This window comes from uncultured Lutibacter sp., assembly GCF_937891065.1.
Lineage (GTDB): Bacteria > Bacteroidota > Bacteroidia > Flavobacteriales > Flavobacteriaceae > Lutibacter.
This window is the reverse complement of record NZ_CALAEQ010000043.1, coordinates 1-26,786: the sequence shown is the minus strand read 5'-3', so window position 1 is coordinate 26,786 and position 26,786 is coordinate 1. Positions and strand designations below refer to the sequence as shown.

The window sequence follows — 26,786 nt, the reverse complement described above, 5'->3', positions numbered from 1 at the left end:
GGCAATATAAATTATAGAAAGTTAAAAATTTACATTTTTTTTGTGAAAAATTAGTTTAATATTATTATTTTTGTTAAACATTTTAAAACAGTTTTAAACACTTATAAATTATAGTAGTATGAATGTAAAAAATATATTAAATAATCTTGAAGCCAAACATCCAGGAGAGCAAGAATATTTACAAGCAGTGCATGAAGTATTAGAATCTATTGAAGGTATTTATAATGAAAATCCACAATATGAAGCAGCAAAAATTATTGAACGATTAGTTGAACCTGATCGTATTTTTACTTTTAGAGTTTCATGGGTAGATGATAATGGAGAAGTTCATGTTAATTTAGGTCACAGAGTACAGTTTAATAACGCAATTGGCCCATATAAAGGAGGTTTACGTTTACACCCAAGTGTAAATTTGAGTATTCTTAAATTTTTAGGATTTGAGCAAACATTTAAAAATGCATTAACCACTTTACCAATGGGAGGTGGAAAAGGAGGTTCTGATTTTAACCCAAAAGGAAAATCAGATGCTGAAATTATGCGTTTTTGCCAAGCTTTTATGTTAGAATTATGGCAAGTTATTGGCCCTGATACTGATGTTCCTGCAGGAGATATTGGAACAGGTGGTAGAGAAATTGGTTTTATGTACGGTATGTACAAAAAGCTAAAAAGAGAAAACACAGGTGTTTTCACTGGAAAAGGATTAAATTGGGGAGGAAGCTTAATCAGACCTGAAGCTACAGGTTTTGGAGCAGTTTATTTCACCAAGGATATGTTAGACACCAAAAATGATTCATTTGAAGGTAAAACTGTTGCTGTTTCTGGTTTTGGAAATGTAGCTTGGGGTGTTGCTTTAAAAGTTTTAGAACTTGGTGGTAAAGTTGTTACTATTTCAGGTCCTGATGGATATATTTATGATGAAAAAGGGTTAGACGCTGAAAAAATTGATTATTTGTTAGAGCTTAGAGCTTCTAATAATGATATTGTATCGCCTTATGCAGAAGAATTCCCAGAAGCAAAATTTATTGCAGGTAAAAAACCTTGGGAAGTTAAATGTGATATCGCTATGCCAAGCGCAATTCAAAATGAATTAAATGGAGATGATGCAGCCTTATTAATTGCAAATGGTGTAAAATACATTGTTGAAGTTTCTAATATGGGTTGTACACCTGAAGCTGTTGAGTTATTTCACAAAAACCAATTACCGTTTGCACCTGGTAAAGCAGCAAATGCTGGTGGTGTAGGAGTTTCTGGATTAGAAATGTCTCAAAACGCAATGAAATTGAACTGGACTCAAGAAGAAGTTGATGCTAAATTACATCAAATTATGCACTCAATTCATACAGCTTGTTCTAAATACGGAACTCAAGAAGATGGTTTTATTGATTACGTTAAAGGAGCAAACATTGCTGGATTTATTAAAGTAGCCGATGCTATGTTAGATCAAGGAATCGTTTAATTTAGTAAACTTAACATTTTAAAAAAGGGTTGCTATTTGGCAACCCTTTTTTTTGTTATATATGTAGTGATTATACTTATTGTTTTATAACTAACTAAAATTATAGTTTTCTTGTGAATTAATTTATTTTATAAAAACTGCTCAAAGCTTTAGTCATATAAGTATGGTCATCAACTCCACTGGTTTCTCTAATGGAATGCATTGCCCACATTGGATTTCCAATATCAACTGAACGTATTTCTAACTGCCCTGCAGAAACATTTCCCAAAGTACCTCCACCAAGCATATCAGACCGATTTACAAACTTCTGATAAGGAATTGTTGCTTCCTTGCAAATCATTTCAAAAACAGCGCTTGAATCACTATCAGTTGTATATTTCTGGTTTCCTTCAATTTTAATTACAGGACCACCATTAATTACTGGTTTATTAACCGGATCGTGTTTATCAGGATGGTTTGGGTGTAAAGCGTGTGCCATATCAGCACTTATCATAAATGAATTATAGATAGCTCGTTGAAAATCTTCTTCATTTTTACCTTGAACTAGTGCAATACGTTTTAAAATATTTTTTAGAATTGGAGAACCAGCTCCTTGTTTTGATCGGCTTCCAACTTCTTCATTATCAAATATTGCCAATACATTTGACGACTTACAAACTGGCGCATCTAATATTGCAGTTAACCCAGCATGAACCATTGCCAAATCATCTAATTTTCCAGATGATATGAACTCTTTATTCAATCCTATAATACTTCCTTTTGCAAAATCATATAAATTTAAATCTACTTCTAAAATGTCTTCTACGGGTACATTTATTTCTTTAGAAATAGTACGAGCTAATAATAATTCTGTGTTCAATTCTTTATTTATTATTGCTGTTACAGGCAACATATCTATTTGCTTGTTGAGTGCAATACCTTCATTTACTGTTCGGTTAAAATGAATAGGTAAATTTGGAATTACAAGAATTGGTTCCTTAATATTTACTAAATAGGTTAATGGATTTAGTAGGTCTTTCCCTTTTACACTTACTCTTCCAGCCAAAGATAAAGGTCTGTCTAACCAAGTACTTAAAATTGGGCCACCATAAGTTTCTGTATTAAATTTTAGGTACTTGTCAGCAACTGAAATTTCAGGTGAAGGTTTAATTTTAAATGAAGGAGAATCAGAGTGAGCAGCCACAATTTTATAGCCAGATTCTTCAATTTCGCCATTACCAACTATAAATGCAAAAAGTGATGTATTATTTTGACTCACAAAATATTTTCCACTTTTTTTAATATTCCATTTTTCAATAAGTTTAAGCTCTGAAAAACCGTTGCTTAAAAGTTCTTTTTTTGCATTTGCAATTACATGATATGGACTTGGACTCTCATAAATAAAATCTATTAAATTTTGAGCGTGTTTCTGTTTTTTGTTCATAATTGAATATTCTAATTAATACACGAATATACTAAGAATTGAGTTTAAAATAGATGGTAAAGTTTTGTAGTTTTATAATGTGGAAATAGGCAAACAATATCGTAAAATAATTCATATAGATATGGATGCATTTTATGCTTCAGTAGAACAATTAGACAATCCTGAATTACAAGGGAAACCTGTGGCTGTAGGTGGAGGTGGAGAGCGTGGTGTTGTTTCAGCTGCAAGTTATGAGGCGCGTAAATTTAATGTGCGTTCTGCTATGAGTGGAGTTTTAGCTCGTAAAAATTGTCCACATTTAATTTTTGTTCCTCCACGTTTTGAACGCTACAAAGAAATTTCAAAAAAAATTAGAGCTATATTCCATGAATATACCGATTTGGTGGAACCTCTTTCTTTAGACGAAGCTTATTTAGATGTTACTGAAAATAAAAAAGGAAATCCATCGGCAAGTTTAATCGCCAAAGAAATTAGACAACGTATTTTTGATGAATTACATTTAAATGCTTCAGCAGGAATTTCAAACAGTAAGTTTATAGCTAAAATTGCTTCTGATATTAATAAACCAAATGGGCAGAAAACAATTCCACCTGAAGAAGTGATTCCATTTTTAGAAGAATTGCCTATTGAAAAATTCTTTGGAATTGGAAAAGTAACTGCTTCAAAAATGTATAGTCTTGGTATTTTTACAGGAAAGAATTTAAAAGATAAAGATTTTGAATTTTTAACAAAACATTTTAAAAAGTCAGGGGAGCATTATTATAATATCGTTAGAGGAATTCACAATAGTGAAGTAAAACCCAACCGAGAACGAAAATCAGTAGCAGCAGAACATACATTTGTAAAAAATTTAACTTCTGAAATTTTTATGCTAGAGAAACTGGTAAAAATTGCAGAAGAATTAGAACAACGATTAATTCGATCAAAAGTATCGGGGAAAACAGTTACTTTAAAAATTAAATATAGCGATTTTAAAACCCAAACAAGAAGTAAAACCTTGCCATATTTTATAAAAGAAAAAGCTGTTTTATTAGAAACGGTAAAGGAGCTATTGTTTCAAGAAAAAGTATTAAATTCTGTACGTTTATTAGGTATTTCAGTCACTAATTTAAATATAAATTCTAAAAAGAAATCTGAAAAACCCATAAATGTGCAGTTGAAATTTGAGTTTTAAGTCAATTCTTTGCAATAAAAACCTTTAGAATTTAATAACAACTCAATGTCTGAAGTTAAATCTTCAGAAGCTTCTATTCTTAAACTTTTATCAACATCTTCAAAGTCAAAATCAACTGTTACAATTTGTTTGAAGGAATCTAACATTGCCCTAACATGAGTTTCTAATTGTGATAAAATATTTGTTTTTAATACAATAACCATAATTTACTAATTTATTGTATCCACCATTTTTCAGAAGGAAATTTTCCGCCATTTAACACAATAGTTTCGCCAACCTTTGGGGTTGCCATTTTTACATTTAATTCTATTGCTTTTTTCGATGACCTTTCAATAGGATCTGTCCATTCGTGCAAAGCTAATTTAAAAGCACCCCAATGAATAGGCATCATTAGTTTAGTTTGAACATCTATAGAGGCTTGAATGGTTTCTTCTGGAGTCATATGAATTTGTGCCCATTGCTCGTTATATTGCCCACATTCCATCATTGAAAAATCAAACGGACCGTATTTTTCTCCAATTTCTTTAAAATGATTTCCGTAGCCACTATCACCACTGAAGAAAATTGAATTGCTTTCAGATTTTAAAACCCAAGAACACCAAAGTGTGTTATTTCTTGTAAAACCACGTCCTGAAAAATGACGAGCTGGAGTTGAAACAAACTCTACTCCTTTATAATTAATATTTTCCCACCAATCAAATTCGGTAATTTTTTCTTCAGAAACTCCCCACTCAGTTAAATGTGCCTTAATTCCTAAAGGAACATAAAACTGCTTTACTTTTTCTTTTAATTTTAAAATAGAACCATAATCTAAATGATCATAATGGTCATGAGAAATTAAAACAACATCAATAATTGGTAAAGAATCTATAGAAATAGGATGAACTTTATTAAATCGTTTAGAACCTAGCATTGGATGAGGAGCTGCAACTTCTCCTAACATAGGGTCGATAAAAATTGTTAGACCTTCCATTTCAACCAAAGCTGCTGAATGTCCGAACCAAGTTATTTTAGATTGATTATTATCAGAAATGAAATCACTTTTTTTATGGGTTTCTACAGGAATTTCAAAATTAGGAACTTTGTTATTTCCGTTCGTAAAAAATTGAGGAATTGTTTGCCATTTAAAACCTGTACTTTGAAGTGTTTTTTCTTTGTTTATAAAAATCCCTTCTTTAAAGTTGGGAGAATTATTCATTTTTTTTAAACTTAATTCCGAAGGTTTCCCTCCAAATTGTGGGCTTAAATTAATAAATGAAACTCCAGCAATTGCAACCAGTGCTGAAATTGATAATATTCCTATCATTGTGTTTTTTAAAATTAATAAAGTTAGTTTTATCATTATTTTACTTCTTGCATTTGACGAATTTGCTTTAAAATCATCTTTTTTGGTGTAAACGGAATCATTGCCATCATTAGTTTTTGTAGTGGTTTTAAGCCAGAAATTACATCTATTTTTCCTTTTAACATCCCGTTGTAACCGTCTAATGCTACTGAATATGCGGTTGCGGTTTCCTTAAACATTTCAGTTTTATCCATCCCAGATGTTGCTCCAAATTCACTTTCAGTAGCACCTGGCATTAAGTTAGTGACCGTAATATTTGTGTCGTACAATTCTTCGGAAAGCGCATTGCTAAAAAAGGTTACATATGCTTTTGTTGCAAAGTAAACAGCTTGCAATGGCCCAGGCATTAAGCTAGCAGTAGAAGAAGTATTCAATATTTTTCCACTGTTGCGTTTTACAAATTCTGGAAGAAATAAATGAGTTAAAGCTGTTAATGCCGTAATATTTAAATTAATCATAGAAATTTGTCGCGCTAAATCTAACTCATGAAATTTACCCAACGCTCCAAAACCAGCATTATTTATTAAGTATTCTATTTCAATACCGTGTTTTTTTACTTCATCATAAATCTCTTTTGGCGCATTTAAATCGCTTAAATCTTTAGCAATTACAACTACGTTAATTTTGTATTGTTGTTCTAGGTCCTTTTTAAGGTTGTTTAGTTTGCTTTCGTTGCGTGCGATAATTACTAAATTACCACCGTTTTTTGCGTGAATAATGGCAAGTTCTTTCCCAATTCCGGTACTTGCGCCTGTTATTAATGCGGTTTTTGTACTCATATTTTAATATTTTTAATTTGTTTTGATTGATTAAACACTCAATTATAATGTGAAATTTTTTTAAGGTTTTAAGCTGTTGTAAAACAGCTCCCAAGCTTGTTCAATAAATACTTGATCATTTCTTTTTTCTGGAAATTGAGTTAAATAAGTAACCATTGAAGTTATTAAACCAAACATAGAACCCATAATAAAATAGGTGTCCATATTTTTAATCAGTTCTTTATCAACATAAGATTGAATTAAGTTCTTAAATATTTCAAATTTCGCAACAATTTCCGGATGGCTTTTCACTCTTACGGCGCAACTTGTATTATCTAATTGAAGTAAAAACTTGAATTTCAAATTGTTATCTATTGCCCAATTCCAAGAGTTAGACCATATTAAACGTAATTTTCCAAGGTCTGAATGAATTTTATCAATTTCATTCATTATAGAAGATGTGTATTCTTTTTTTATTGAAACATATAACTCATCAATTAAATCGTCTTTGGTTTTAAAGTAATGAAACAGAATTCCTGCACTAACACCAGCTTCTTTTGAAATTGCTGAAGTTGGTGTTGCATGTAAACCTCTTTCTACAAAAAGTTTGGTAGCTGCTTCTAATAATAATTCTCTTTTATCCATTTTTAATTGACTAATCACTCAACAAAAGTAATGTAATTATTTAAACTGACAAATAATTTTAAAAAAAATTAATTTTTTTGCTTGATGTAGGTTATGTTACGTTCCTTTAAATAGTTTAAAATATATTCAAATACGCCTTTTTTATTTCCTATTAATTCTGGAGGGAAAACACCTTTTTCACTAAATAAACCATCTAAAAACATGTTTGCGGCTGCTGTTGCAGTGTAACCTGTAGTTCTTGCCATGGATGATGTGTTGGTTTTTGAACAGTATTCATCGTGTAAATTATAAACGATGGTTTTTTGTTCACCTTTTTCATTGATTCCTTTTAAGGTAATTCGCATTACGGTAATTTCTTCTTCAGTATCGCCTAATTTCCATTCGTTAAACAATATTTTTGAAGTAAAATCTAAAGGAGAAACTTCAACTCCGTTTATCATTAATTTTTCTTCACTAAAAAAACCACTTTCTTTTAACACTTTTATATATTCAATATGGTCTGGATACCTTAAGGTTTTTTCCTTCATATTTTTAATATGAGGCATGGTGAAAATAATTGAACGCAGTCCGTCAGAATTAAAAGATTCAAGGGTTCCAACACCATCAAAATCTACAAATTCACAATCTGATAAAGCTTCTTTTACCACAATATGACCATTTTCAACATAACGAGCTGGGCGCGTATATTCTTCAATAACATCAATGGGTGAGAATGGAGCTTTGTAACTAAAAGGCCATTTTTTTATTTTTGGCAAACCACCTACTAAACATTCAAAATCGGTTAATTTAAGTTTCTCATTATAATAACCCAAAATAATATTTCCCATTCCAGGAGCCACACCACAATCTACAATGGCTGTTATATTTTTTTGTTTTGCAAGCGCATCTAATTCTAAAGAGTTTTCAGGGAAAAATGAAATATCAATTACATCTTTTTTAGCTTCAATAATAGCTCTCATCGTTTCAAATCCCAAAAAACCAGGAACTGCACAAATAACCAAATCAAAAGGCTTTATAGTTTCTTGTAGTGCTGTTTTATTAGTTACATCTAAAACTTCAGGAATTAATTTGTCACATTTTTTAATAGCTTTTTCTAAAGCTAATTCACTAAAATCGGTGATAGTTACATCATGTTTTTTTGTCATATCAATAGCCATTGTGCTACCAACCATACCGGCACCTAATACAATTATATTGCTCATACTTTTTGTTGATTTTAAAATAATAATGAAATGAATTTTTGCAAGTTAGAAGTACTTGCTATAGGAAAAGATGTATAACCCTTATAAACCAGGAATAAAAACCCAGGGCATTTGAGATAAACTTTTTGTAAAAAAAATTAACATACCTTAAACATACAAAATATTCGTTTACTAAAACAGAAATATTTTGGCAAGTGTTACAATTCCTGTTATAAAAATTAAAAGAAGTACAATTGATTTAAATTTTTCCTCGGAAATGGTGTTTAATATTTTCTTTCCTAAAAAAGTTCCAACAATACTTACCACGAGTAAAATAGGAATTAAATATAAATCATGATTATGAACGTATCCATTTGTAAAATAAACTATACTTCTGCTAAAATCAATTCCTAAATCTATAATAGCTGAGGTAGCAATAAATGTTTCTATATTTAAGTTAAATGCAGCTAAGGTAATTCCTCTTATTGCACCTCCTGTACCTATTATTCCTGCAATTAAACCAGAAAAAACACCTCCAAAAATAGAATTTTTAACTGTAGGTTTAATTGAAAAGTTTTTAAATAATAAAAATGTTAAACTGGTTGCTATTAAAAAAATGGCAAGTAATACCTCTAAACTACTTGACTTAATAAATTTACTTAAATAAGCTCCAATGATTACAAAAATAATAGCAGGAATACCAATCCAAATAATCAATTTTTTATCAAACCCTTTTCTAAAAAAGGCAATTTTAGTAATATTACTTGATACATGAAAAATGGCTGTTATTCCTAAAACAGAATGAAAATCTAAAAAGAAACTGGCAATAGGGATAAAAAATAATGAAGAACCAAAACCACCAATTGTACCAAGAATTTCGGCAAGAAGCGCTAATAAAATAAATAAAAGTAAATGATCCAAAATCTTTATTTTTAAAAATTATTTTAACGGGGCAATCAAAAAGCTTCTTAAATTTACAACTTATTTTGCATTTTCATAAAATTTACCTTGCAAAATTATTCCTCTTTCTCAACCATATACAAAACAAATTTTTCATTTTCATATTTATGATAATAGATGCTTTTACCGTCTTGAGAAACGGTTGGACCTTCAACAAAACCTGTTATTGAATTGATTTTATACGGTTTTTCAAAAGGGCTATTAGTAGATGATCTTGTGGCGATATATATTTGAGGCAAAGACGTATTTGATAGTGGTGCTTCAACTCTTGTAAAATACAGTTCTAACATATTGGAAGAAATACAAGCTGCATATTCTAAATCACGTGTATTTATATTTTTAAGGATTGATAAATTGTTGCTTCGTTGAAATACACCATTTGTTTTAACAGCTAAAAAAATATCAGATTCATAAGGACCACCATTTTCATCATACCTCCCATCAACAGAATATAAATAATTACCATCACTACTAACTTCAACATCAAAGTTTACCCAACCTGCTTGATTTTTTGAAATATTAGGCACCGCCTTTATATTAGAGACCAATCCATTTATAAAATCACCTTCATAAACCATTTCAAAAGTAGTAGTGTAGTTTCTTTCAGAAACAAAATATAATTTTTGGGAGCTACTTACTGTTGGAACACCTTCTAAATATTCTGTATTAACACCAGAGACTTCCCCTTTATATTCAAATGAAGTATTTGATATTTTTGTTGCATAATGTAAATTAGTATTTACATCAGTAGTATTTAAATTATTAAAAAATAAAGTACTTCCATCTCTAGAAATAAAAGGCTCCATTAGATGATCACTGTAACCAATTACAGTCACTTTTTGTGGTAATCCAAAGGTAATTGAATTGGTTACAGGCAATTGATCTGTAACGGTATCACTACAACTGTTAAGCGCAAAAAAACTTAAAATTAAGAATAGGGTTTTACAATTATTTTTAGGGTACTTCATGAGTTAAACTTACAATTTATTTTGCATTTTCATAATATTTCCCTTGCCAAGTACTTTTCTCTTTTAGTTTTTTATCAATTTTGGCAACTATTTCAAAGTTTTTAAGATTATTCCATTTGGGTGCAATTAACAAATCTTGCGGTGTTTCACTAATAAAGCGCTCAATAATAATATCAGGTCTTAAATGACCAATAAAATCGGTTATAAAATCAATATAATCTTCAGAAGTAAATAGGTTGAAATTCTCAGGATTTCGTTTGTACTGAACTTCCATTACAGAACTTTTTACAATTTGTAAATGATGTAGTTTCAAAGTATCAATTGGTAATTTTGAAATTTCAGAAGCGTGATTTATTAGTTCATCTTTAGATTCACCAGGCAATCCAAGAATTAAATGAGCACCTAAATGAAACCCTTTGTTTTTACATTTTTCATAAGTTGCTTTTGTTTCTTCAAACGTATGACATCTGTTAACATTTTCTAATGTTCTGTTTAAAGTGCTTTCCACACCAAATTCTAATGAAATGAAGTGTTTTTTCGATAAAAATGACAAATAATCAATAATTTCATCAGATATACAATCGGGTCTGGTACCAATTACCAAACCAATAACGCCTTCTACATTTAAAGCTTCCTGATACATTTTTTTAAGCGAATCTAAATCCGAATACGTATTTGTATAGGCTTGAAAATAAGCTAAGTATTTTTGTGCTTTGTATTTTTTACCGAAAAATGAAATACCTTGCTCTAATTGTTCTTTGATACTTTTTGTAGGTTCACAATAATCAGGATTAAAAGTATTGTTATTACAATAAGTACAACCACCATAACCTTTTGAACCATCTCTGTTCGGACAAGAAAAACCAATATCTAATGATATTTTTTGAACTCTTTCTCCAAATGTTGATTTGATGAATGAAGAATAATCTAAGTAACGTTTTCCTGTGAATTGCATCTAATAAATTTGTGCTACAAAATTATCAAAAGAAGTTGGATTGGGTTACATTTACTTACTTATTATGAAAAATCTTCAAGAAATAAAAAATAAATTATCCGAAGCTTGTTTGTTGTTTGTAGATGAAAAACACAACACAGTTACTTCAATAATTGAATCTAATAAAAAAGCATTGTTTTCAGAAACTAAAAGTTCCGCCGGTGATAAACACGAAACTGGAAGAGCCATGTTGCAATTAGAAATGGAGAAAGCAAGTCAGCAATTAGCTGTAATTTTTGAAATGAAGGAAGTGTTAGCTAAAATAGAAATTCAAAAAATCTCAAAAATTATTTGTTTAGGAAGTTTAATTATTACCAATAAAGCATCTTATTTTTTAGCAATAAGCGCTGGTAAAATCACCATTGAAAATACCGATTATTATGCAGTTTCTACCAATTCACCAATAGGAAAACAACTGTTAGGAAAGGCCACGGGTTCAATTATTCCTTTTAATGAAGCTGAAATTTTAGCAATTTATTAGCTGCTAAATCAAATAATCGCTAACTTCAGAATGACGGCCGAAAAATTAAATAGGAAAATTTAAAATAATTATCTCCCTTTTCGCATCCATCTAAGGCTTTTGAACTTTGATTTTTTATTTAAACCTGTATCTTTTTCATTCACATGACGAACATCTTCAATTGAATAAAATGCGTTAGGATTAAAATGGTTTATGATACTAATGATATTTTTATTTTCGGTGCGCTTTACCACTAAATAAATAATATGAACACTACCTTTATTACCATCTGCAACAATAGAAGTGATTTTATAACCGCCATTAATCAATTTTTCGATTAAAGGTGTAGCATCTTTTTGGGTAATAATTCTAAACATTTGAATTCCCATTGCTAATTTTTCTTCAATAATTAAACCAATATAATTTCCTGTTGCAAATCCGGCAGCGTACGCAATATAACAAGCTACATTATCAAGGTTCTGCATAATTTTTGTAATAGCAATTAGCCAAATTAAAATCTCAAAAAACCCCAACAATGGGGCTAAAAATTTGTTTCCTTTTGCTACAAACACAATGCGAAGTGTATCAAGTGTCACATCAATAATACGCGAAAAGAATATCATCAATGGTAAAATAAAATATGTGAACCAAAAAGAAAAATCTGTTACATCCATAATTATTTAAAGTCAAAGATTTTATTGATACAAAAACATGGATGATGCTTGATTGTTAAATGTAACCATTAAATAGTTTTTGTTGTTTATTTTTATATTGAATTGATTTAAAAAATATCGTCAACTTGAACTTGATTCAAAATGACGATATTAAAAATTTTAAGACAGCCTTTTTTTAAAATTATGTCAAACTGAACTTGTTGAAGACTTATTCTTAAGAATTAAGAAACTCCAATAAGCTCAGTTTGACATGTTATACATACTAACCTTTAATTTTAGCTTTACTAGGCAATTCTTTAAAGCCCATATTATAGAAAGTAAAACCGAAAATATCAGCATATTGTTCAATAGTTTTTGAAACTGGAGTTCCAGCTCCGTGGCCAGCATTGGTTTCAATTCTAATTAAAGCTGGGTTATTACCAGTTTGTTTAGATTGTAATTCAGCAGCAAATTTAAATGAATGTGCAGGTACAACTCTATCATCGTGATCTCCCGTAGTTACTAAAGTTGCAGGGTATTCAACACCTTCTTTAATAGTATGAACTGGTGAATATCCTTTTAAATATTCAAACATTTCTTTTGAATCTTCAGAAGTACCATAATCGTATGCCCAACCAGCACCAGCAGTAAAAGTATGGTAACGTAACATATCCATCACGCCAACGGCAGGCAATGCAACTTTCATTAAATCTGGTCTTTGAGTCATAGTTGCACCAACTAATAAACCTCCATTTGAGCCTCCTCTAATTGCTAAATAATCAGATGATGTGTACTTGTTTTCAATTAAATATTCGGCAGCAGCAATAAAGTCATCAAATACATTTTGTTTTTTCATTTTAATACCAGCATCATGCCATACTTTTCCATATTCACCACCACCACGTAAATTAGGTACTGCAAAAATACCACCTTGTTCCATCCAAACAGCATTGGTAATACTAAAAGATGGAGTTAAGCTAATATTAAATCCGCCATAACCGTATAAAATAGTTGGGTTTTTACCGTTTAATTCAGTTCCTTTTTTATAAGAAATAATCATTGGAACTTGCGTTCCGTCCTTAGACGTATAAAATACTTGTTTAGATTCAAAATCATTAGATTCAAAATCAATAGCGGGTTTTTTATATAATTCTGATTCCCCTGACACTGTTTTAAATGAGTAAATTGAACCAGGAGTAATATAATTTGAGAATGAATAATAGATAATTTCTGCATCTTTTTTTCCTCCAAAACCACCTGCTGTACCAACACCAGGAAGTTCAATATCTCTAATTAACGTACCATTATAATCATATTGTTTTACCTGAGAAACGGCATCAACCATATATTTTGTAAATATAAAACCGTTGGCTTTTGAAGGTGATAATACGTTTTTAGTTTCAGGAATTATATCAACCCAGTTTTTTGAGTCAACCTTACTCACATTAGCAGAAACAATACGTTTGTTTGGAGCGTCTAAATTGGTGACTAATAATAATTTACCTTCTTTATGATCTAATATAGAAGTGTCATAGTCAAAACCTAAAATAATTGGTTTTATTGGGCTGTTTGGATTTGATAAATCTTTAAAATACAATTCATTTCCGTTAGTAGACATTGAAGCACTTATAATTAAGTATTTTTCATCTTCTGTAACACTTCCTCCAACATATCTTCTTTTTTCGCTTTCACCAAATATAATTTTATCATCAGTTTGTTTTGTTCCTAATTTATGATAAAATAATCGGTGCTGATCTGTTTTAGCTGATAGTTCACTTCCTTTAGGTTTTTCGTAACTAGAATAGAAAATTCCTTCATTACCTATCCAAGCCATTCCACTAAATTTCACATCAATAATAGTGTCTTCTTTAATTTCTTTGGAAATAGCATCCATTACAATAATTTTTCTCCAGTCAGATCCACCTTCAGAAATAGCATACGCAACAATACTTCCATCTTTAGAAAATGATAAACCACCTAATGAAGTGGTTCCATCTTCAGAAAAAGTATTTGGATCTAAAAACACTTCTGGTTCTTCATTTTCTTTATGTCTATAAATTACATATTGATTTTGTAAACCGTCGTTTTTATAAAAGTAAGTGAAATCTCCTTCTTTAAAAGGTGAACCTATTTTTTCGTAATTCCATAGTTTTTCTAGGCGATTCTTTAATTCTTCGCGATATGGAATATTGGCTAAATAATCAAATGTAACTTTATTCTGATTACTTACCCATTCAGCCGTTTCATCAGACATATCATCTTCTAACCAGCGATATGGATCTTTAACTTTTGTTCCAAAATAGTCTGTAACAGTATCAACTTGTTTTGTTATAGGATAATTCAATTTTACTTCATTTTTTTTAGATTCAGAGTTTTTACAAGAAATCATAAAAATTCCAATCATAGTTATTAATAATAATTGTTTCATGGTAGTTGTTTTATAATGATGAACAAATTTAACTAAAAAAGGCATACTCAATAGAGGATGCCTTTTTATTTATGAGATATTTAGGAATTTAAAACAGTGTTTTAAATTTTTTCCAATTTGCGTACATTAATAATATGTTAAGAATTGCCACTACGGCAGCAAGTGCTATACCAGCAGGAGCTAGAGCCAAATGGAATAAAACAATATTTACTGAAATTATTGCAGTAAAAATTAGAGCTAAGCCTTTCCATTTATTAATTATTAATAGTGCACCAGCTACAATTTCTGTTATAGCAATAAGCGGAAACATATATCCAGTTTTCCCTAAAGCTCCCATAAAGTCTGCGGGAGCACCTTCCATAGGAGGCATTGGTAAAAAGTGAAAAAACTTATTAAGTCCAAATACTAGTAAAATTAATCCTAAAAGTAATCTAAACGCCATAGTTAATTTTGAATTCATAATAATTAAAGTTTTAGTTTATAATTAGTTAATTAAGTCGTTAAATTACAAATTTAATTACAGATGTAACTTAAGTTACTATAAAATTGTAAGTTTTTATGTCACTTTGCCGTCAAATAAACTGGCACTAATATTGCTGTATTATTAAAAATAAAATTTTAAAGAATGACTGAATTATTAACAAAACAAGCCTTTTTAGAGAAGGTTTTTAATTTCGAAAAAAATAAAGAGTGGAAGTTTGAAGGTGATTTACCTTGCATTATTGATTTTTATGCTGATTGGTGTGGACCTTGTAAAGCTGTAGCTCCAATTTTGGAAGAATTAAGTGATGATTACAAAGGAAAAATTAACATTTATAAAGTAGATACTGAAGCTGAGCAAGAATTAGCAGCAGCATTTGGAATTAGAAGTATCCCTTCTATGTTATTTGTACCAAAAGATGGAGAACCTCAAATGGCACAAGGAGCACTTCCTAAACATCAATTGGAACAAATTATTGGTGATGTTTTAAAAGCAACAAAATAATCCCAAGAAACCCCATAAAAAAAGCTGCACATTGTGCGGCTTTTTTGTTGACAAAAGTTGAAGGCGAAGTAGCAATCTATTTTTTCAATACTCTTCATAATTATAGATTACCTTTACTTAGTATTAGTTAACAAATTAAATTTCACTGAAAGAAATAGGAATGAATATGAAAAAAGCATTTAAAATAATTGGAATTATCTTATTGGTTTTTGCCATCGCACTTGTGGCTACGCCCTTTTTATTTAAAGGGAAAATCAAAGAATTGGTAATAAAATCAATCAATAAAAATGTTGATGCTGTTGTGGCTTTTAATGATGTCGATTTGAGTTTGCTCAAAAATTTCCCAAAAGCTACGGTTATTATTGATGATTTAAGTATTATAAACAAGGCTCCTTTTGAAAATGACACCTTGTTTTATTCCAAAACTTTTACGTTAAAAATGAGTATTACAGCACTTTTTAAAGAAAAAGGAGAACCTATGGGTATTGATGCATTTAGCATTGAAAATGGAAAGGTGAATGTTATTTTTAATAAAGACGGTCTGGCAAATTATGACATTGCCTTAAAAGATAAAAATGAAAGTGACAGTATTGAAAATAATGACTTTGCTCTAAATTTTCAGCATTATGATATTAAAAATCTTCGCTTCACCTATTTTGATGAAGGATCTAAAATGAGCGTTATTCTTGATAGCATCAACCATGAAGGAAGCGGTGATTTTAAAAATAAAATTTTAGATTTAGACACTAAATCTACTGCGAAATTGGCAGTTTCTATTGATAATACAAACTATTTAAATAACGTGACCTTGTCACTTGATGCGTTATTGGGATTGGATTTAGAAAATTTTAAATATACGTTTAAGGAAAATGAAGCTTTGGTTAATTTGCTTCCAATTGCTTTTGACGGATTTATTCAGATGACAGACGAAGGGCAAGTGTATGACCTAAAATTTAACACACCAACGTCTTCATTTAAAAACTTTTTGGGGTTAATTCCTGAAATGTATTCAGGGAAGTTGGAAAATGTAAAAACATCAGGTGATTTTAAGGTAAACGGTATTGTAAAAGGAACTTATACTGAAAAAACAATTCCCGCATTTGATATTGAAATTGCTTCAAACAATGCATCATTTCAATATCCTAATTTACCAAAATCCGTAAAAAATATAGTGATAGATTCCCGTATTGTGAACAAAACAGGAATACTTAACGACACATATGTAAACCTTGATAAGTTATCATATACCATTGATCAGGATGTGTTTACTGCAAAAGCAACCATTCAAAATATTATGGAAAATCCATTGATTAATGCAGAACTTAAAGGAATTGTTAATTTGGAAAATGTTTCGAAAGCCTATCCTATTAAATTAGAAAAACCTTTAACCGGAATCTTAAAAGCAGATGTGGTAACTCGTTTTGATATGAAATCGGTTGAAGCAAGCCAGTACCAAAACATTCAAAATTCGGGAACCATTACCGTAACCGATTTTAATTATGAAAGCAAGGAAATGGCAAAACCATTTAAAATTAAACAAGCAGCCATTGCTTTTAATCCAAAAGAAATTCGTTTGAATAAATTTGATGGGGAAACCGGGAATTCCGATTTTCATGTGACTGGAAGTTTAGATAATTTTTATGGGTTTCTTTTTAATAATCAGGTACTGAAGGGAAATTTTGATATGACTTCCCATCAATTTGAAGTTGCCGATTTTATGGAAACTAAAACAGACACTACTTCAATTAAAACAAGTAAAGAAGCGCTTAAAATTCCTTCATTTTTAGATGTTACTATCGCCGCCAAAGCAACAACAGTAGTTTATGACAATTTAAATTTAAAAGAAGTTTCGGGGAATTTGATAATTAAAGATGAAGCCGTTTCATTAAGCAATTTAAAAATGAATGCTTTTGGAGGGCAAATAGCGTTAAGCGGTATGGTTTCAACCAAAGAAAAAACACCTAAATTTGAAATGAATTTAGACTTAAATTCCTTGAGCATTTCAGAATCTTTTACGCAAATAGCGATGTTAAAAGCCATTGCGCCAATAGCCAATTCAGTTATAGGTAAGCTAAATTCCACTATAAAATTATCGGGAGATTTAACCAATAATTTGACGCCTAATCTTAAAACAATTTCAGGGAATTTGATTGGTCAATTGTTAGACTCTAAATTAAAACCTTCCAATTCACAATTGCTTACGGCTTTAAGTTCAAATGTAAAATTTATTGATCTTGAAAAGTTAAATTTGGATGCTTTGAAAATGGCATTAAATTTTAAAGACGGAAAAGTAGAAATTAATCCTTTTACGCTTAAATATCAAGATATTAATATTGAAGTTGTAGGTTCACACGGTTTTGATCAAAGTATGGCATATAACTTAAAATTTGATGTTCCAGCAAAATATTTAGGTTCAGAAGTCAATAATTTAATTTCAAAACTAAAGCCTGCCAATGCAGCAAAAATTGAAAATTTTCCAATTAACGCTATTCTATCAGGAAGTTTTGCCAATCCGAAAGTTTCAACAGACATGAAACAAGCTACAACCAATTTAGTAACGCAATTGGTAGAAATGCAAAAAGGAAAACTAATTAATCAGGCAACCGAGGCTTTAGGTAACCTAATTCCGGGTAAAACGAAAGTTGATACTACTATAACTAAGAGTGTAGATACTATAAAAAAGGTAACGCCAATTAAAGAGCCATTAAATAAAGTAAAGGATAGTATTGTTAAAAACGCTTTAAATAATTTGTTTAAAAAGAAGAAAAAAGAATAAGAAATTATTTTTAGCTCATATAAAAATGACACTTTTTAATTTATCAAACTGAGCCTGTAGAAGTTAACTTTAATTATAAATAAGTTAAAATATTTCAACAGGCTCAATTTATAGCTTAAACCAATCCGTTTTTAATTAAATATTCTCCAATTTGAATTGTATTTGTAGCAGCACCTTTACGCAAGTTATCAGCTACAATCCACATATTTAAAGTATTTGGTTGTGATTCATCTCTACGAATTCGACCAACAAAAACATCATCTTTATTATGAGCATATATTGGCATTGGGTAGGTATTTGTATCTAAATTATCTTGCACAATAACACCAGGTGTTTGACTCAATAATTTACGAACTTCATCTAGGTCAAAATCATTTTCAAACTGCACATTAACAGCTTCAGAATGTCCTCCAGCAGTTGGAATACGAACCGCAGTTGCAGTAACAGAAAAAGATTCATCACCTAAAATTTTCTTAGGTTCTTTTACCAATTTCATTTCTTCTTTGGTGTATCCATTATCTAAAAAAACATCACAATGCGGTATTGCATTTCTGTTAATTGGATAATGATAAGCCATTTCGCCTTTTATACCTTTTGCTTCATTTTCTAATTGTTGAACAGCTTTTATACCTGTTCCAGAAACAGATTGATATGTAGAAATTACCACACGTTTCATTTGGTATTTTTTATGCAAAGGAGCTAACGCCATTACTAATTGTATGGTTGAACAATTAGGGTTTGCAATAATTTTATCGTCTTTAGTTAATACATTTCCATTAATTTCAGGGACTACTAATTTTTTAGTTGGATCCATTCTCCAAGCCGAAGAATTATCAATGACAGTAGTTCCAACTTCAGCAAATTTAGGAGCCCAAATTTCAGAAGTAGTTCCTCCTGCAGAAAACAATGCAATATCTGGTTTTGCATCAACAGCATCTTGTAATCCAATAATAGTATAATCTGTTCCTTTATAGGAGATTTGTTTACCAACTGATCTTTCTGAAGCCACCAAAATTAATTCGGTTAACGGAAAATTTCGTTCTTCCAAAACTTTCAACATTACATTTCCCACCATTCCGGTTGCTCCTACAACAGCTACTTTCATCTTTTAAAATCTTATTAGTTAATTAGAATACAAATTTTGTAAAAAAATGTAACAACTAAGAGTAATTAATTGAAAATTAACAAATAAATATTTTTTTGTTAAAATTTGAATCAAAAATAATTATTTTAGTAGAGATTCTAATAAAATAACTACTTAGCGTTTAGGTATGATTTTTGTTGCAATTCTAAAAATATCTTATGAGAAATTTCACACTATTTTTAATCTTTTCATTTTCAACATTTGTATCATTTTCACAATATATTGAAGGACAAGTATTGGATGCAACTACAAATGAACCTATTGAAGGTGTTAATGTGTTTATGGAAGGAATTAATAGAGGAGCCATCACAAATGAAAAAGGAAATTATTATTTAAAATTCCCTTATGAGATTGTAAAAAATGACATTATTAGTTTTTCGCACGTTGCATATGGTAAATTAGAAATTCCTTATTTTCAAAAGAAAAAAAATTACTCTGTAAGCTTATTTGTTGATTTAAATAAACTAGAAGAAATAAAAATTTCTGAAAGAAGAAACTTAAAAAAGTACATTTCTTATAAAAAACTTTCCTCAATAAAAAAGGGGGTACATTCTTTTGGGTCAATATTATTAGATGATAAAATTTATGTAGTTGGTGGGGATGCTTTAGTTGAATACAATGAATTTAGAAGATTATTTGAATACGATCCAGATAGAGCTTTTCAAAAACTTGTTCAAGGTGTAATACATAACTATAAGAAAGAAAGCTATTATGGGGATTTACAAACGTATGATATTAAAAACAATATGTGGTTAAAATCAAAATCGAAATTTAAAAAAAGAGCGTATCATAATTTAAATTACTACAATAATAAAATATATGTTTTAGGAGGTAAAAATTTATCGAGGCACGGAGTTCATATTAAGGAATATTTAGATGATAAAATAGAAGTTTTTGATATAGACAAAGACGCTATAATTATTGACAATACAAATCCGCATCAAGCGGTAGATTTTGCATCTTTTACTTATAATGATACTATGATTTTAATGGGTGGATCTCTTAAATTGAAAAATAATGGGTTTAAAGACTATTCTAATAAAGTCCATTTGTATGATTTTAAAACTGGATATTGGTATCAATTAGGAAATATGCCTATTGCAAAAGAGGTAAAAGGTGTTTTAATAGAGGATAAAATTTATTTAGTAGGCGGTTATAATAACAAACCATTATCTTCTATAGAAACGTTTGATTTGACAACTCAAAAATGGAAAAAAGAAGGAAATCTTTTTTATGGAATAAGTAAACCTGCAATAACACATAAAGACAATGTGATCTATTTTTTTAATGATCAAAAAATAATTACGTACAATGTTTTAACTAAAGAATTGAATGAGTATTTAATAGATTTACCTTTGGTAGCATCAGAATTATTTTATTCGGATAATACATTATATATATTGGGAGGTTTTAGAAAAAATAGTTACTCCTTTTTTCCATCAAAAGGTCTTTTTAGCGTAGACATAGCTGAATTTAATAAAACAAAAGTTATTAATTCAAAAACACTTGAGTAGTTCTAACCCATTTTAATGTCATTATTTTATTGAATTACCATTAGTTATTACAAAATACGTATTTTTGCAAAAAATCAAAAAAGAATGACTACTACTGGAAAAATAGAATTAATGGCTCCTGCCGGAAATTTTGAATCAATGCAAGCCGCATTAGACAATGGCGCTGATTCAATTTATTTTGGTGTTGAGCAATTAAATATGCGTGCGAGAGCTTCAATTAACTTTACTTTAGATGATTTACAAGAAATTTCAGATAGATGTAAAGCTAAAAATGTTAGAACATATCTTACCTTAAACACTATTATTTACGATCACGATTTATCAATAGTTAAAACTTTAATCCAAAAAGCAAAAGATGCAGATATTACAGCTGTAATTGCTATGGATCAGGCTGTAATTGCTACTGCAAGAGCTATTGGAATGGAAATTCATATTTCTACTCAAATAAATATTACCAATATTGAAACGGTTAAATTTTACGCCATGTTTGCCGATACAATGGTTTTGAGTAGAGAGTTAAGTTTACGACAGGTGAAGAAAATTACCGAACAAATTGTAAAAGAAGATGTTCGAGGACCTTCAGGAAACTTAGTTGAAATTGAAATTTTTGGACACGGTGCTTTATGTATGGCGGTTTCTGGAAAATGTTATATGAGTTTGCACTCAGCTAATTCTTCAGCAAACAGAGGTGCTTGTAAGCAAAATTGCAGAAAAAAATACACGGTTATTGATCAGGAAACTGGATTTGAAATGGAATTAGACAATGAATACATAATGTCTCCAAAAGATTTATGTACCATTGATTTTTTAGATCAAATTGAAGATGCCGGTGTAAAAGTTTTAAAAATTGAAGGAAGAGGTAGAGCGCCAGAATATGTAGCAAATGTAATAAAATGTTACAGAGACGCTATTGATAGTATTGAAGCAGGAACTTACAGTAAAGAAAAAGTAATTTCTTGGATGTTGGAGCTAGAAAAAGTTTACAATCGTGGTTTTTGGAGTGGTTATTATTTAGGTCAAAAACTAGGTGAATGGAGTAACGGTTCAGGAAGTCATGCAACACAGAAAAAAGTATACGTAGGAAAAGGAATGCACTTTTTCCCAAAAGCAAACATTGGTGAATTTAAAATTGAAGCTTATGATATTGCAGTTGGTGATACGATTTTAATTACAGGACCAACAACTGGAGCTCAAGAAATGGAAGTAAAAGAAATGTTTGTGAATGATGTAAAAGGAGAAAAGGCACAAAAAGGAGATTCTGTAACTATTAAGTTAGAATTTAGAATTAGACCATCAGATAAATTATACAAAATAGTTTCAACTAAAGTAGAAGCTTAAATGGTAATTATTACCTTACAAAGAGCCAAGTGTATTGGTTGTAATTACTGTGTTGAATTGGCTCCTGCTCAGTTTCAAATGTCTAAAAAAGACGGTAAATCTGTATTGCTTCATTCCAAAGAAAAAAAAGGTTTTTTCACCATTAAATCTCCTGATGAAACCATTTTAAATGCGAGTGTTAAAGCCAAAGAAGCTTGCCCAGTAAAAATTATTGATGTGAAACAGACTTAAATTCCATTTTTTAACGTTTTACAGTTAGTAATTTTAATTTATCTTTACAAATTAGTGAAGATTGTAAGATTGAAAATTCAATTTTATTTAACTCAAAATAAATTTAAAAATATATGAGCTGTAATAGTTGCTCTTCAGATATAAATAGTGTTCCAAAAGGTTGTAAAAGTAATGGAAGTTGTGGTACAGGCGACTGTGACAAACTTTCAGTCTTCGACTGGCTTGGCAATATGGCTTTACCAACAGGTCAAGATCCAGTTAATATTGTAGAAGTTCGTTTTAAAAATGGGCGAAAACATTTTTATAGAAATCATGAAAATTTATCCATTTCAATAGGTGATATTATTGCTGTTGAAGGAAATCCTGGACATGATATTGGGACTGTTTCTTTAACTGGTGAATTAATAAAAGTTCAGTTAAAGAGAAAGGGAATAGAAAATGATAGTGAAGAAATAAAAAAAATATACCGAAAAGCCTCTCAAAAAGATATAGATATTTGGACTGCTTCAAGAGATAAAGAATACGACACACAATTTCGTGGTAGAGAAATTTTGGGTAGGTTAGGTTTAAAAATGAAACTTTCTGATGTTGAATATCAGGGAGATGGAAATAAAGCGACTTTTTATTATACTGCTGAAGAACGTGTAGATTTTAGACAATTAATTAGGGATTTTGCAAGTACATTCAACATTAGAGTTGAAATGAAACAAGTTGGTTTGCGACAAGAAGCTGCCAGATTAGGAGGTATTGGATCTTGCGGTAGAGAACTTTGTTGTTCTACTTGGTTAACAGATTTACGAAATGTAAATACATCTGCAGCACGTTACCAACAATTATCTTTAAATCCTCAAAAATTAGCCGGTCAATGTGGGAAATTAAAATGTTGTTTAAATTATGAATTAGATACATATTTAGATGCTTTAAGCGGTTTTCCAAGACAAGATATTGAATTGAAAACTGAAAAAGGAAATGCCTTTTTTATTAAAATGGATATTTTTAAAGGTTTACTTTGGTATACTTATAAAGAGAACAGAGCTAAGTGGTTTAAACTTACTTTAGAACAGGTTCAAGAAATTATAGCTTTAAACAAAGAAAATGAATTAGCAAACTCATTAGAAGAATACGAGGCTGATATCACGGAAGTTGTAAAAGCTGAATTTGAAAATGTGGTTGGACAAGATAGTTTAACAAGATTTGATACTCCAATTCGAAAAAAGAAAAGAAATAATAAAAATAAATCTAGAACTAATAAAAACCAACCTAAAAAGGCTGTTGAAGGTCAACAAAAAGGGAATCAAACCAATAGAAAACCTTCTGAAGGAAAAACTAGCACAAATCAGCCAGTAAAAAAACCAAAACCAAAACCAAATCCGAATCAGCAAAAACAAGTTCAAGCTGATCAAAAACCAGCAACAAATCAGCCAAATCCTAATAAAAACAGAAACAAAAAAAGAAGACCACCAAGAAAAAGTGCAGACGATACTAAAAATACATAAACAAATAACAATACTCTTAAGTGCGTTTTTGTTATTTTCATGCAATTCAAATACAGATTATAGTCAATATAAAGCTATTGAAAATCACCAATGGAATTCAGAAAATGATATAAATTTTATTGTGAGTAACTTAGATACTATTTCTACTAAAAATGTGTTTATAAATATTAGGAACAATAAAAAATATGAGTTTAGCTCGTTGTTTTTAATTGCAAAAATGGAGTTTCCTAGTGGTTATAAAGTGGTTGATACTTTAGAATATGAAATGACAGATTCTTATGGGAATTGGCTAGGTTCAGGTTTTACAGACATCAAAGAAAATAAACTTTTTTATAAAGAAAATGTTGTTTTTTCTGAAAAAGGAGATTATAAATTTAAGATTTACCACGCTACTAGAAGCGTAAATGATATTGAAGGAAAAATTTCTTTACAAGGAGTTACCGATGTAGGTTTAAGTATAGAGAAAATTAAAGAATGATTAATAGCGAACAAAATATGTTACCGCTAAATAATACATAAAAGCAAATGGAAAAAAAAGGAACTAAAAACAATTTGTTTTCTAACTATATAAAATGGTTTTGGATTACAATTTTTGGAGGTACTTTCGCAATAATATTATTATTTTTATTAGCTTCATGGGGAGTTTTTGGAGTACTTCCATCATTTGAAGAATTAGAAAATCCAGAACATAATTTAGCTACAGAGGTTATTTCAATAGATGGTAAAACATTGGGTAAATATTTTAAGGAAAATAGAACTCCAGTAAATTTCAAAGATTTACCAGATAATTTAATAAAAGCTTTAGTAGCAACAGAAGATGAACGCTTTTATGAGCATTCAGGAATCGATTTTAAAGCAACATTACGAGCAATTGTAAAATTAGGAAAAGACGGAGGGGGAAGTACTATTACACAGCAATTTGCTAAATTATTAGTTACTGGTGAAGGATCAAAAAATATCATTCAACGTATTGGTCAAAAAGCAAAAGAATATGTAATTGCAATTAAGTTAGAGCGTCAATATACTAAAAATGAAATATTAACCATGTACTTAAATAAGTACGATTTTTTAAATTTAGCGGTTGGTATTCGTTCAGCATCTCGTATTTATTTTGGGAAAGAACCTATTGATTTAACAGTGTCTGAATCTGCAATGTTAGTTGGAATGTTAAAAAACGCATCTTATTATAACCCCTTAAGAAGAGAACAATTGGTAAAAGGTAGAAGGAATACAGTTTTAGGTCAAATGTTTAAAAATGAATTCATTACAGAAGAGGAGAAGGATTCATTGCAACAAAAAGGCTTAGAATTGAATGTAAATAGAGAGGAACATAGTGATGGTTCCGCTACATATTTTAGGGAATATTTACGTGATTATATGAAAAAGTGGATTAAAAAGAATCCAAAACCCGACGGAACAGAATACGATTTACACCGTGACGGACTTAAAATTTATGTAACCATAGATTCTCGAATGCAACAATATGCTGAAGAAGCTATGAATGAGCATATGTCTAATTTACAACGGATATTTTTTAAAGAGCAGAAAAGAAATAAGAATGCACCTTTTTATGATATAGATACCAAACAAATTGCTGGAACTATGGAACAAGCAATGAAACGTTCTAATCGTTGGAAAAGAATGAAAATAAATGGTGCTTCTGAAAAAGATATTAAGGCTTCTTTTCAAGAAAAAACAACGATGAAAGTCTTCTCTTGGAAAGGTGAATTAGATACAATTATGTCTCCATATGATTCTATAAAGTATTATAAACACTTTTTAAGATCAGGATTGTTTTCTGTTGAACCAGGATCTGGTCATGTAAAAGCTTGGGTTGGTGGAGTAGATTATAAATATTTTCAATTTGATGCTGTAAAACAGCAAAAACGTCAAGTAGGTTCTACATTTAAACCATTTGTGTATGCAACTGCAATCAATCAATTAAATTTATCACCTTGTGATAAATTTCCGAATACATTATACACAATTCCGAAAGAAAAATATTCAATGCCAGAAGATTGGACTCCTGTAAATTCAGGTGGAGAATATGGAGGAGAACTTACTTTAAAACAAGCATTAGCTGGCTCTGTAAATGTTATTACAGCAAAGTTAATTGATATGGTTCGACCTGAAAATGTAGTAAGCTTAGCAAAAAGAGCAGGTATAGAAAGTGAAATTCCTGCAGTTCCTTCAATTGCTTTAGGTTCGGTAGATTTATCATTGTATGAAATGGTTGGGGCGTATGCAACTTTTGCAAATAAAGGTTTAAGAGTTGAACCTATGATGTTGTTAAAAATTGAAGATAAAAACGGAACAGTTTTAGAACAATTTATTCCAAATTCTAAAGAAGTTTTAAGTGAAGAATCAGCCTATGTTGTTATTAATTTATTAGAAGGCGTTACTGATGGGGGTTCAGGAATTCGTTTGCGAACACAATGGGGAACTTACCCAGATAATGTAGCAACAGGTTATCCATACAAATTTACAAATCCAATAGCAGGTAAAACGGGAACTACTCAAAATCAATCTGATGGTTGGTTTATGGGAATTGTACCAAACTTAGCAACCGGTGTTTGGGTTGGTGCTGAAGATAGAGCGACTCATTTTGCAGGTATTACCTATGGGCAAGGTGCGTCAATGGCATTGCCAATTTGGGCATTGTACTATCAAAAATTATATGCTGACACCACTTTGAATGTAAGTAAGGAAGAATTTGAAAAACCTAAAAATTTAAGTATAGATATTAATTGTGACGACGCACATGAAACGGATGAAAATTCAATTAAAACTATAACCCAAGAGCCAGAATTTTAATAATTGAATTATGATAAATAAAGTAGTAAATAATGCACAAGAA

24 protein-coding genes are annotated in these 26,786 nt (G+C 30.1%); 11 read left to right on the top strand and 13 right to left on the bottom strand.

Annotation, left to right across the window (positions count from 1 at the left end):
- Positions 1-118: 118 nt before the first annotated feature.
- A complete protein-coding gene (gene gdhA, locus Q0352_RS02570; protein ID WP_299523132.1) occupies positions 119-1,456 on the top strand; it encodes an NADP-specific glutamate dehydrogenase in 1,338 nt (445 codons plus the stop codon).
- 118 nt (positions 1,457-1,574) lie between these two features.
- Here the strand turns inward: gdhA and Q0352_RS02565 are convergent, their stop codons facing one another.
- Positions 1,575-2,879 carry a M18 family aminopeptidase gene (locus Q0352_RS02565; RefSeq protein WP_299523129.1) on the bottom strand — a complete coding sequence of 435 codons (1,305 nt, stop codon included), beginning with the start codon at positions 2,877-2,879 and terminating at the stop codon, positions 1,575-1,577.
- A 79-nt stretch (positions 2,880-2,958) separates the two neighbouring features.
- On the opposite strand from Q0352_RS02565, the gene dinB reads away from it, so the two are divergent.
- Positions 2,959-4,053, top strand: coding sequence for a DNA polymerase IV (gene dinB, locus Q0352_RS02560; RefSeq protein ID WP_299523126.1), 1,095 nt, complete (start codon positions 2,959-2,961; stop codon positions 4,051-4,053).
- Here the strand turns inward: dinB and Q0352_RS02555 are convergent.
- The 8 genes from Q0352_RS02555 to Q0352_RS02520 form a co-directional block, all read right to left on the bottom strand.
- A complete protein-coding gene (locus tag Q0352_RS02555; RefSeq protein WP_299523123.1) occupies positions 4,050-4,256 on the bottom strand; it encodes a hypothetical protein in 207 nt (68 codons plus the stop codon). The two genes, dinB and Q0352_RS02555, sit on opposite strands and share 4 nt — an antisense overlap.
- A gap of 11 nt (positions 4,257-4,267) precedes the next feature.
- Positions 4,268-5,359, bottom strand: a complete 1,092-nt coding sequence (locus Q0352_RS02550) for an MBL fold metallo-hydrolase (protein WP_299523119.1) — start codon at positions 5,357-5,359, stop codon at positions 4,268-4,270.
- A 35-nt stretch (positions 5,360-5,394) separates the two neighbouring features.
- Positions 5,395-6,177 carry an SDR family oxidoreductase gene (locus Q0352_RS02545; RefSeq protein WP_299523117.1) on the bottom strand — a complete coding sequence of 261 codons (783 nt, stop codon included), beginning with the start codon at positions 6,175-6,177 and terminating at the stop codon, positions 5,395-5,397.
- 60 nt (positions 6,178-6,237) lie between these two features.
- Entirely contained in the window at positions 6,238-6,801 is a 564-nt protein-coding gene (locus Q0352_RS02540; RefSeq protein WP_299523115.1) for a TetR/AcrR family transcriptional regulator, read from the bottom strand.
- A gap of 68 nt (positions 6,802-6,869) precedes the next feature.
- Positions 6,870-8,003 carry a saccharopine dehydrogenase C-terminal domain-containing protein gene (locus Q0352_RS02535; protein WP_299523113.1) on the bottom strand — a complete coding sequence of 378 codons (1,134 nt, stop codon included), beginning with the start codon at positions 8,001-8,003 and terminating at the stop codon, positions 6,870-6,872.
- A gap of 171 nt (positions 8,004-8,174) precedes the next feature.
- Positions 8,175-8,903 (bottom strand): sulfite exporter TauE/SafE family protein, encoded by a 729-nt coding sequence (locus Q0352_RS02530; RefSeq protein ID WP_367274573.1) that lies wholly within the window; start codon positions 8,901-8,903, stop codon positions 8,175-8,177.
- Positions 8,904-8,998: 95 nt separating this feature from the next.
- Positions 8,999-9,910, bottom strand: a complete 912-nt coding sequence (locus tag Q0352_RS02525) for a hypothetical protein (protein WP_299523110.1) — start codon at positions 9,908-9,910, stop codon at positions 8,999-9,001.
- A 16-nt stretch (positions 9,911-9,926) separates the two neighbouring features.
- Entirely contained in the window at positions 9,927-10,865 is a 939-nt protein-coding gene (locus Q0352_RS02520) for a TIGR01212 family radical SAM protein (RefSeq protein WP_299523107.1), read from the bottom strand.
- 64 nt (positions 10,866-10,929) lie between these two features.
- Between Q0352_RS02520 and Q0352_RS02515 the strand changes: the two genes are divergently transcribed.
- Positions 10,930-11,385: a 3-oxoacyl-ACP synthase gene (locus Q0352_RS02515; protein WP_299523104.1), complete on the top strand. Its 456-nt coding sequence runs from the start codon at positions 10,930-10,932 to the stop codon at positions 11,383-11,385.
- 68 nt (positions 11,386-11,453) lie between these two features.
- On the opposite strand, the gene Q0352_RS02510 is transcribed toward Q0352_RS02515, so the two are convergent.
- The 3 genes from Q0352_RS02510 to Q0352_RS02500 form a co-directional block, all read right to left on the bottom strand.
- Entirely contained in the window at positions 11,454-12,038 is a 585-nt protein-coding gene (locus tag Q0352_RS02510) for a DUF2179 domain-containing protein (RefSeq protein WP_299523101.1), read from the bottom strand.
- Positions 12,039-12,300: 262 nt separating this feature from the next.
- A complete protein-coding gene (locus Q0352_RS02505) occupies positions 12,301-14,445 on the bottom strand; it encodes a prolyl oligopeptidase family serine peptidase (protein ID WP_299523098.1) in 2,145 nt (714 codons plus the stop codon).
- A gap of 88 nt (positions 14,446-14,533) precedes the next feature.
- A complete protein-coding gene (locus Q0352_RS02500; protein WP_299523095.1) occupies positions 14,534-14,905 on the bottom strand; it encodes a DoxX family membrane protein in 372 nt (123 codons plus the stop codon).
- Positions 14,906-15,070: 165 nt separating this feature from the next.
- On the opposite strand from Q0352_RS02500, the gene trxA reads away from it, so the two are divergent.
- Together trxA and Q0352_RS02490 are read left to right on the top strand one after the other, a co-directional pair.
- Positions 15,071-15,430 carry a thioredoxin gene (trxA, locus tag Q0352_RS02495; RefSeq protein ID WP_299523092.1) on the top strand — a complete coding sequence of 120 codons (360 nt, stop codon included), beginning with the start codon at positions 15,071-15,073 and terminating at the stop codon, positions 15,428-15,430.
- Positions 15,431-15,590: 160 nt separating this feature from the next.
- Positions 15,591-18,206, top strand: coding sequence for an AsmA-like C-terminal region-containing protein (locus Q0352_RS02490; RefSeq protein WP_299523089.1), 2,616 nt, complete (start codon positions 15,591-15,593; stop codon positions 18,204-18,206).
- Positions 18,207-18,321: 115 nt separating this feature from the next.
- On the opposite strand, the gene Q0352_RS02485 is transcribed toward Q0352_RS02490, so the two are convergent.
- Positions 18,322-19,311, bottom strand: coding sequence for an aspartate-semialdehyde dehydrogenase (locus Q0352_RS02485; protein WP_299523086.1), 990 nt, complete (start codon positions 19,309-19,311; stop codon positions 18,322-18,324).
- 197 nt (positions 19,312-19,508) lie between these two features.
- Between Q0352_RS02485 and Q0352_RS02480 the strand changes: the two genes are divergently transcribed.
- The 6 genes from Q0352_RS02480 to Q0352_RS02455 all read left to right on the top strand — a co-directional run bounded on the left by Q0352_RS02480 (position 19,509) and on the right by Q0352_RS02455 (position 26,743).
- Positions 19,509-20,864 carry a kelch repeat-containing protein gene (locus Q0352_RS02480; RefSeq protein WP_299523083.1) on the top strand — a complete coding sequence of 452 codons (1,356 nt, stop codon included), beginning with the start codon at positions 19,509-19,511 and terminating at the stop codon, positions 20,862-20,864.
- 84 nt (positions 20,865-20,948) lie between these two features.
- Positions 20,949-22,202, top strand: a complete 1,254-nt coding sequence (locus tag Q0352_RS02475; protein ID WP_299523080.1) for a peptidase U32 family protein — start codon at positions 20,949-20,951, stop codon at positions 22,200-22,202.
- Positions 22,203-22,433, top strand: coding sequence for a ferredoxin (locus Q0352_RS02470; RefSeq protein ID WP_299523077.1), 231 nt, complete (start codon positions 22,203-22,205; stop codon positions 22,431-22,433).
- 113 nt (positions 22,434-22,546) lie between these two features.
- The gene (locus Q0352_RS02465) at positions 22,547-23,929 is read left to right on the top strand and encodes a regulatory iron-sulfur-containing complex subunit RicT (protein WP_299523074.1); all 1,383 of its coding nucleotides are present in this window, start codon (positions 22,547-22,549) and stop codon (positions 23,927-23,929) included.
- A gap of 28 nt (positions 23,930-23,957) precedes the next feature.
- Positions 23,958-24,407, top strand: coding sequence for a gliding motility lipoprotein GldH (locus Q0352_RS02460; RefSeq protein WP_299523071.1), 450 nt, complete (start codon positions 23,958-23,960; stop codon positions 24,405-24,407).
- Between the two features lie 47 nt (positions 24,408-24,454).
- Complete coding sequence (locus tag Q0352_RS02455) at positions 24,455-26,743, top strand: transglycosylase domain-containing protein (RefSeq protein ID WP_299523068.1); 2,289 nt, start codon at positions 24,455-24,457, stop codon at positions 26,741-26,743.
- Positions 26,744-26,786: the final 43 nt, after the last annotated feature.

What these genes read in the sequence shown, in the direction of transcription:
- gdhA (WP_299523132.1), top strand. Translation starts at nt 119, where the DNA reads ATGAATGTAAAAAATATATTAAATAATCTTGAAGCCAAACATCCAGGA.
- Q0352_RS02565 (WP_299523129.1), bottom strand. Translation starts at nt 2,879, where the DNA reads ATGAACAAAAAACAGAAACACGCTCAAAATTTAATAGATTTTATTTAT.
- Q0352_RS02555 (WP_299523123.1), bottom strand. Translation starts at nt 4,256, where the DNA reads ATGGTTATTGTATTAAAAACAAATATTTTATCACAATTAGAAACTCAT.
- Q0352_RS02550 (WP_299523119.1), bottom strand. Translation starts at nt 5,359, where the DNA reads ATGATAGGAATATTATCAATTTCAGCACTGGTTGCAATTGCTGGAGTT.
- Q0352_RS02545 (WP_299523117.1), bottom strand. Translation starts at nt 6,177, where the DNA reads ATGAGTACAAAAACCGCATTAATAACAGGCGCAAGTACCGGAATTGGG.
- Q0352_RS02540 (WP_299523115.1), bottom strand. Translation starts at nt 6,801, where the DNA reads ATGGATAAAAGAGAATTATTATTAGAAGCAGCTACCAAACTTTTTGTA.
- Q0352_RS02535 (WP_299523113.1), bottom strand. Translation starts at nt 8,003, where the DNA reads ATGAGCAATATAATTGTATTAGGTGCCGGTATGGTTGGTAGCACAATG.
- Q0352_RS02525 (WP_299523110.1), bottom strand. Translation starts at nt 9,910, where the DNA reads ATGAAGTACCCTAAAAATAATTGTAAAACCCTATTCTTAATTTTAAGT.
- Q0352_RS02520 (WP_299523107.1), bottom strand. Translation starts at nt 10,865, where the DNA reads ATGCAATTCACAGGAAAACGTTACTTAGATTATTCTTCATTCATCAAA.
- Q0352_RS02515 (WP_299523104.1), top strand. Translation starts at nt 10,930, where the DNA reads ATGAAAAATCTTCAAGAAATAAAAAATAAATTATCCGAAGCTTGTTTG.
- Q0352_RS02510 (WP_299523101.1), bottom strand. Translation starts at nt 12,038, where the DNA reads ATGGATGTAACAGATTTTTCTTTTTGGTTCACATATTTTATTTTACCA.
- Q0352_RS02505 (WP_299523098.1), bottom strand. Translation starts at nt 14,445, where the DNA reads ATGAAACAATTATTATTAATAACTATGATTGGAATTTTTATGATTTCT.
- Q0352_RS02500 (WP_299523095.1), bottom strand. Translation starts at nt 14,905, where the DNA reads ATGAATTCAAAATTAACTATGGCGTTTAGATTACTTTTAGGATTAATT.
- trxA (WP_299523092.1), top strand. Translation starts at nt 15,071, where the DNA reads ATGACTGAATTATTAACAAAACAAGCCTTTTTAGAGAAGGTTTTTAAT.
- Q0352_RS02490 (WP_299523089.1), top strand. Translation starts at nt 15,591, where the DNA reads ATGAATATGAAAAAAGCATTTAAAATAATTGGAATTATCTTATTGGTT.
- Q0352_RS02485 (WP_299523086.1), bottom strand. Translation starts at nt 19,311, where the DNA reads ATGAAAGTAGCTGTTGTAGGAGCAACCGGAATGGTGGGAAATGTAATG.
- Q0352_RS02480 (WP_299523083.1), top strand. Translation starts at nt 19,509, where the DNA reads ATGAGAAATTTCACACTATTTTTAATCTTTTCATTTTCAACATTTGTA.
- Q0352_RS02475 (WP_299523080.1), top strand. Translation starts at nt 20,949, where the DNA reads ATGACTACTACTGGAAAAATAGAATTAATGGCTCCTGCCGGAAATTTT.
- Q0352_RS02470 (WP_299523077.1), top strand. Translation starts at nt 22,203, where the DNA reads ATGGTAATTATTACCTTACAAAGAGCCAAGTGTATTGGTTGTAATTAC.
- Q0352_RS02465 (WP_299523074.1), top strand. Translation starts at nt 22,547, where the DNA reads ATGAGCTGTAATAGTTGCTCTTCAGATATAAATAGTGTTCCAAAAGGT.
- Q0352_RS02455 (WP_299523068.1), top strand. Translation starts at nt 24,455, where the DNA reads ATGGAAAAAAAAGGAACTAAAAACAATTTGTTTTCTAACTATATAAAA.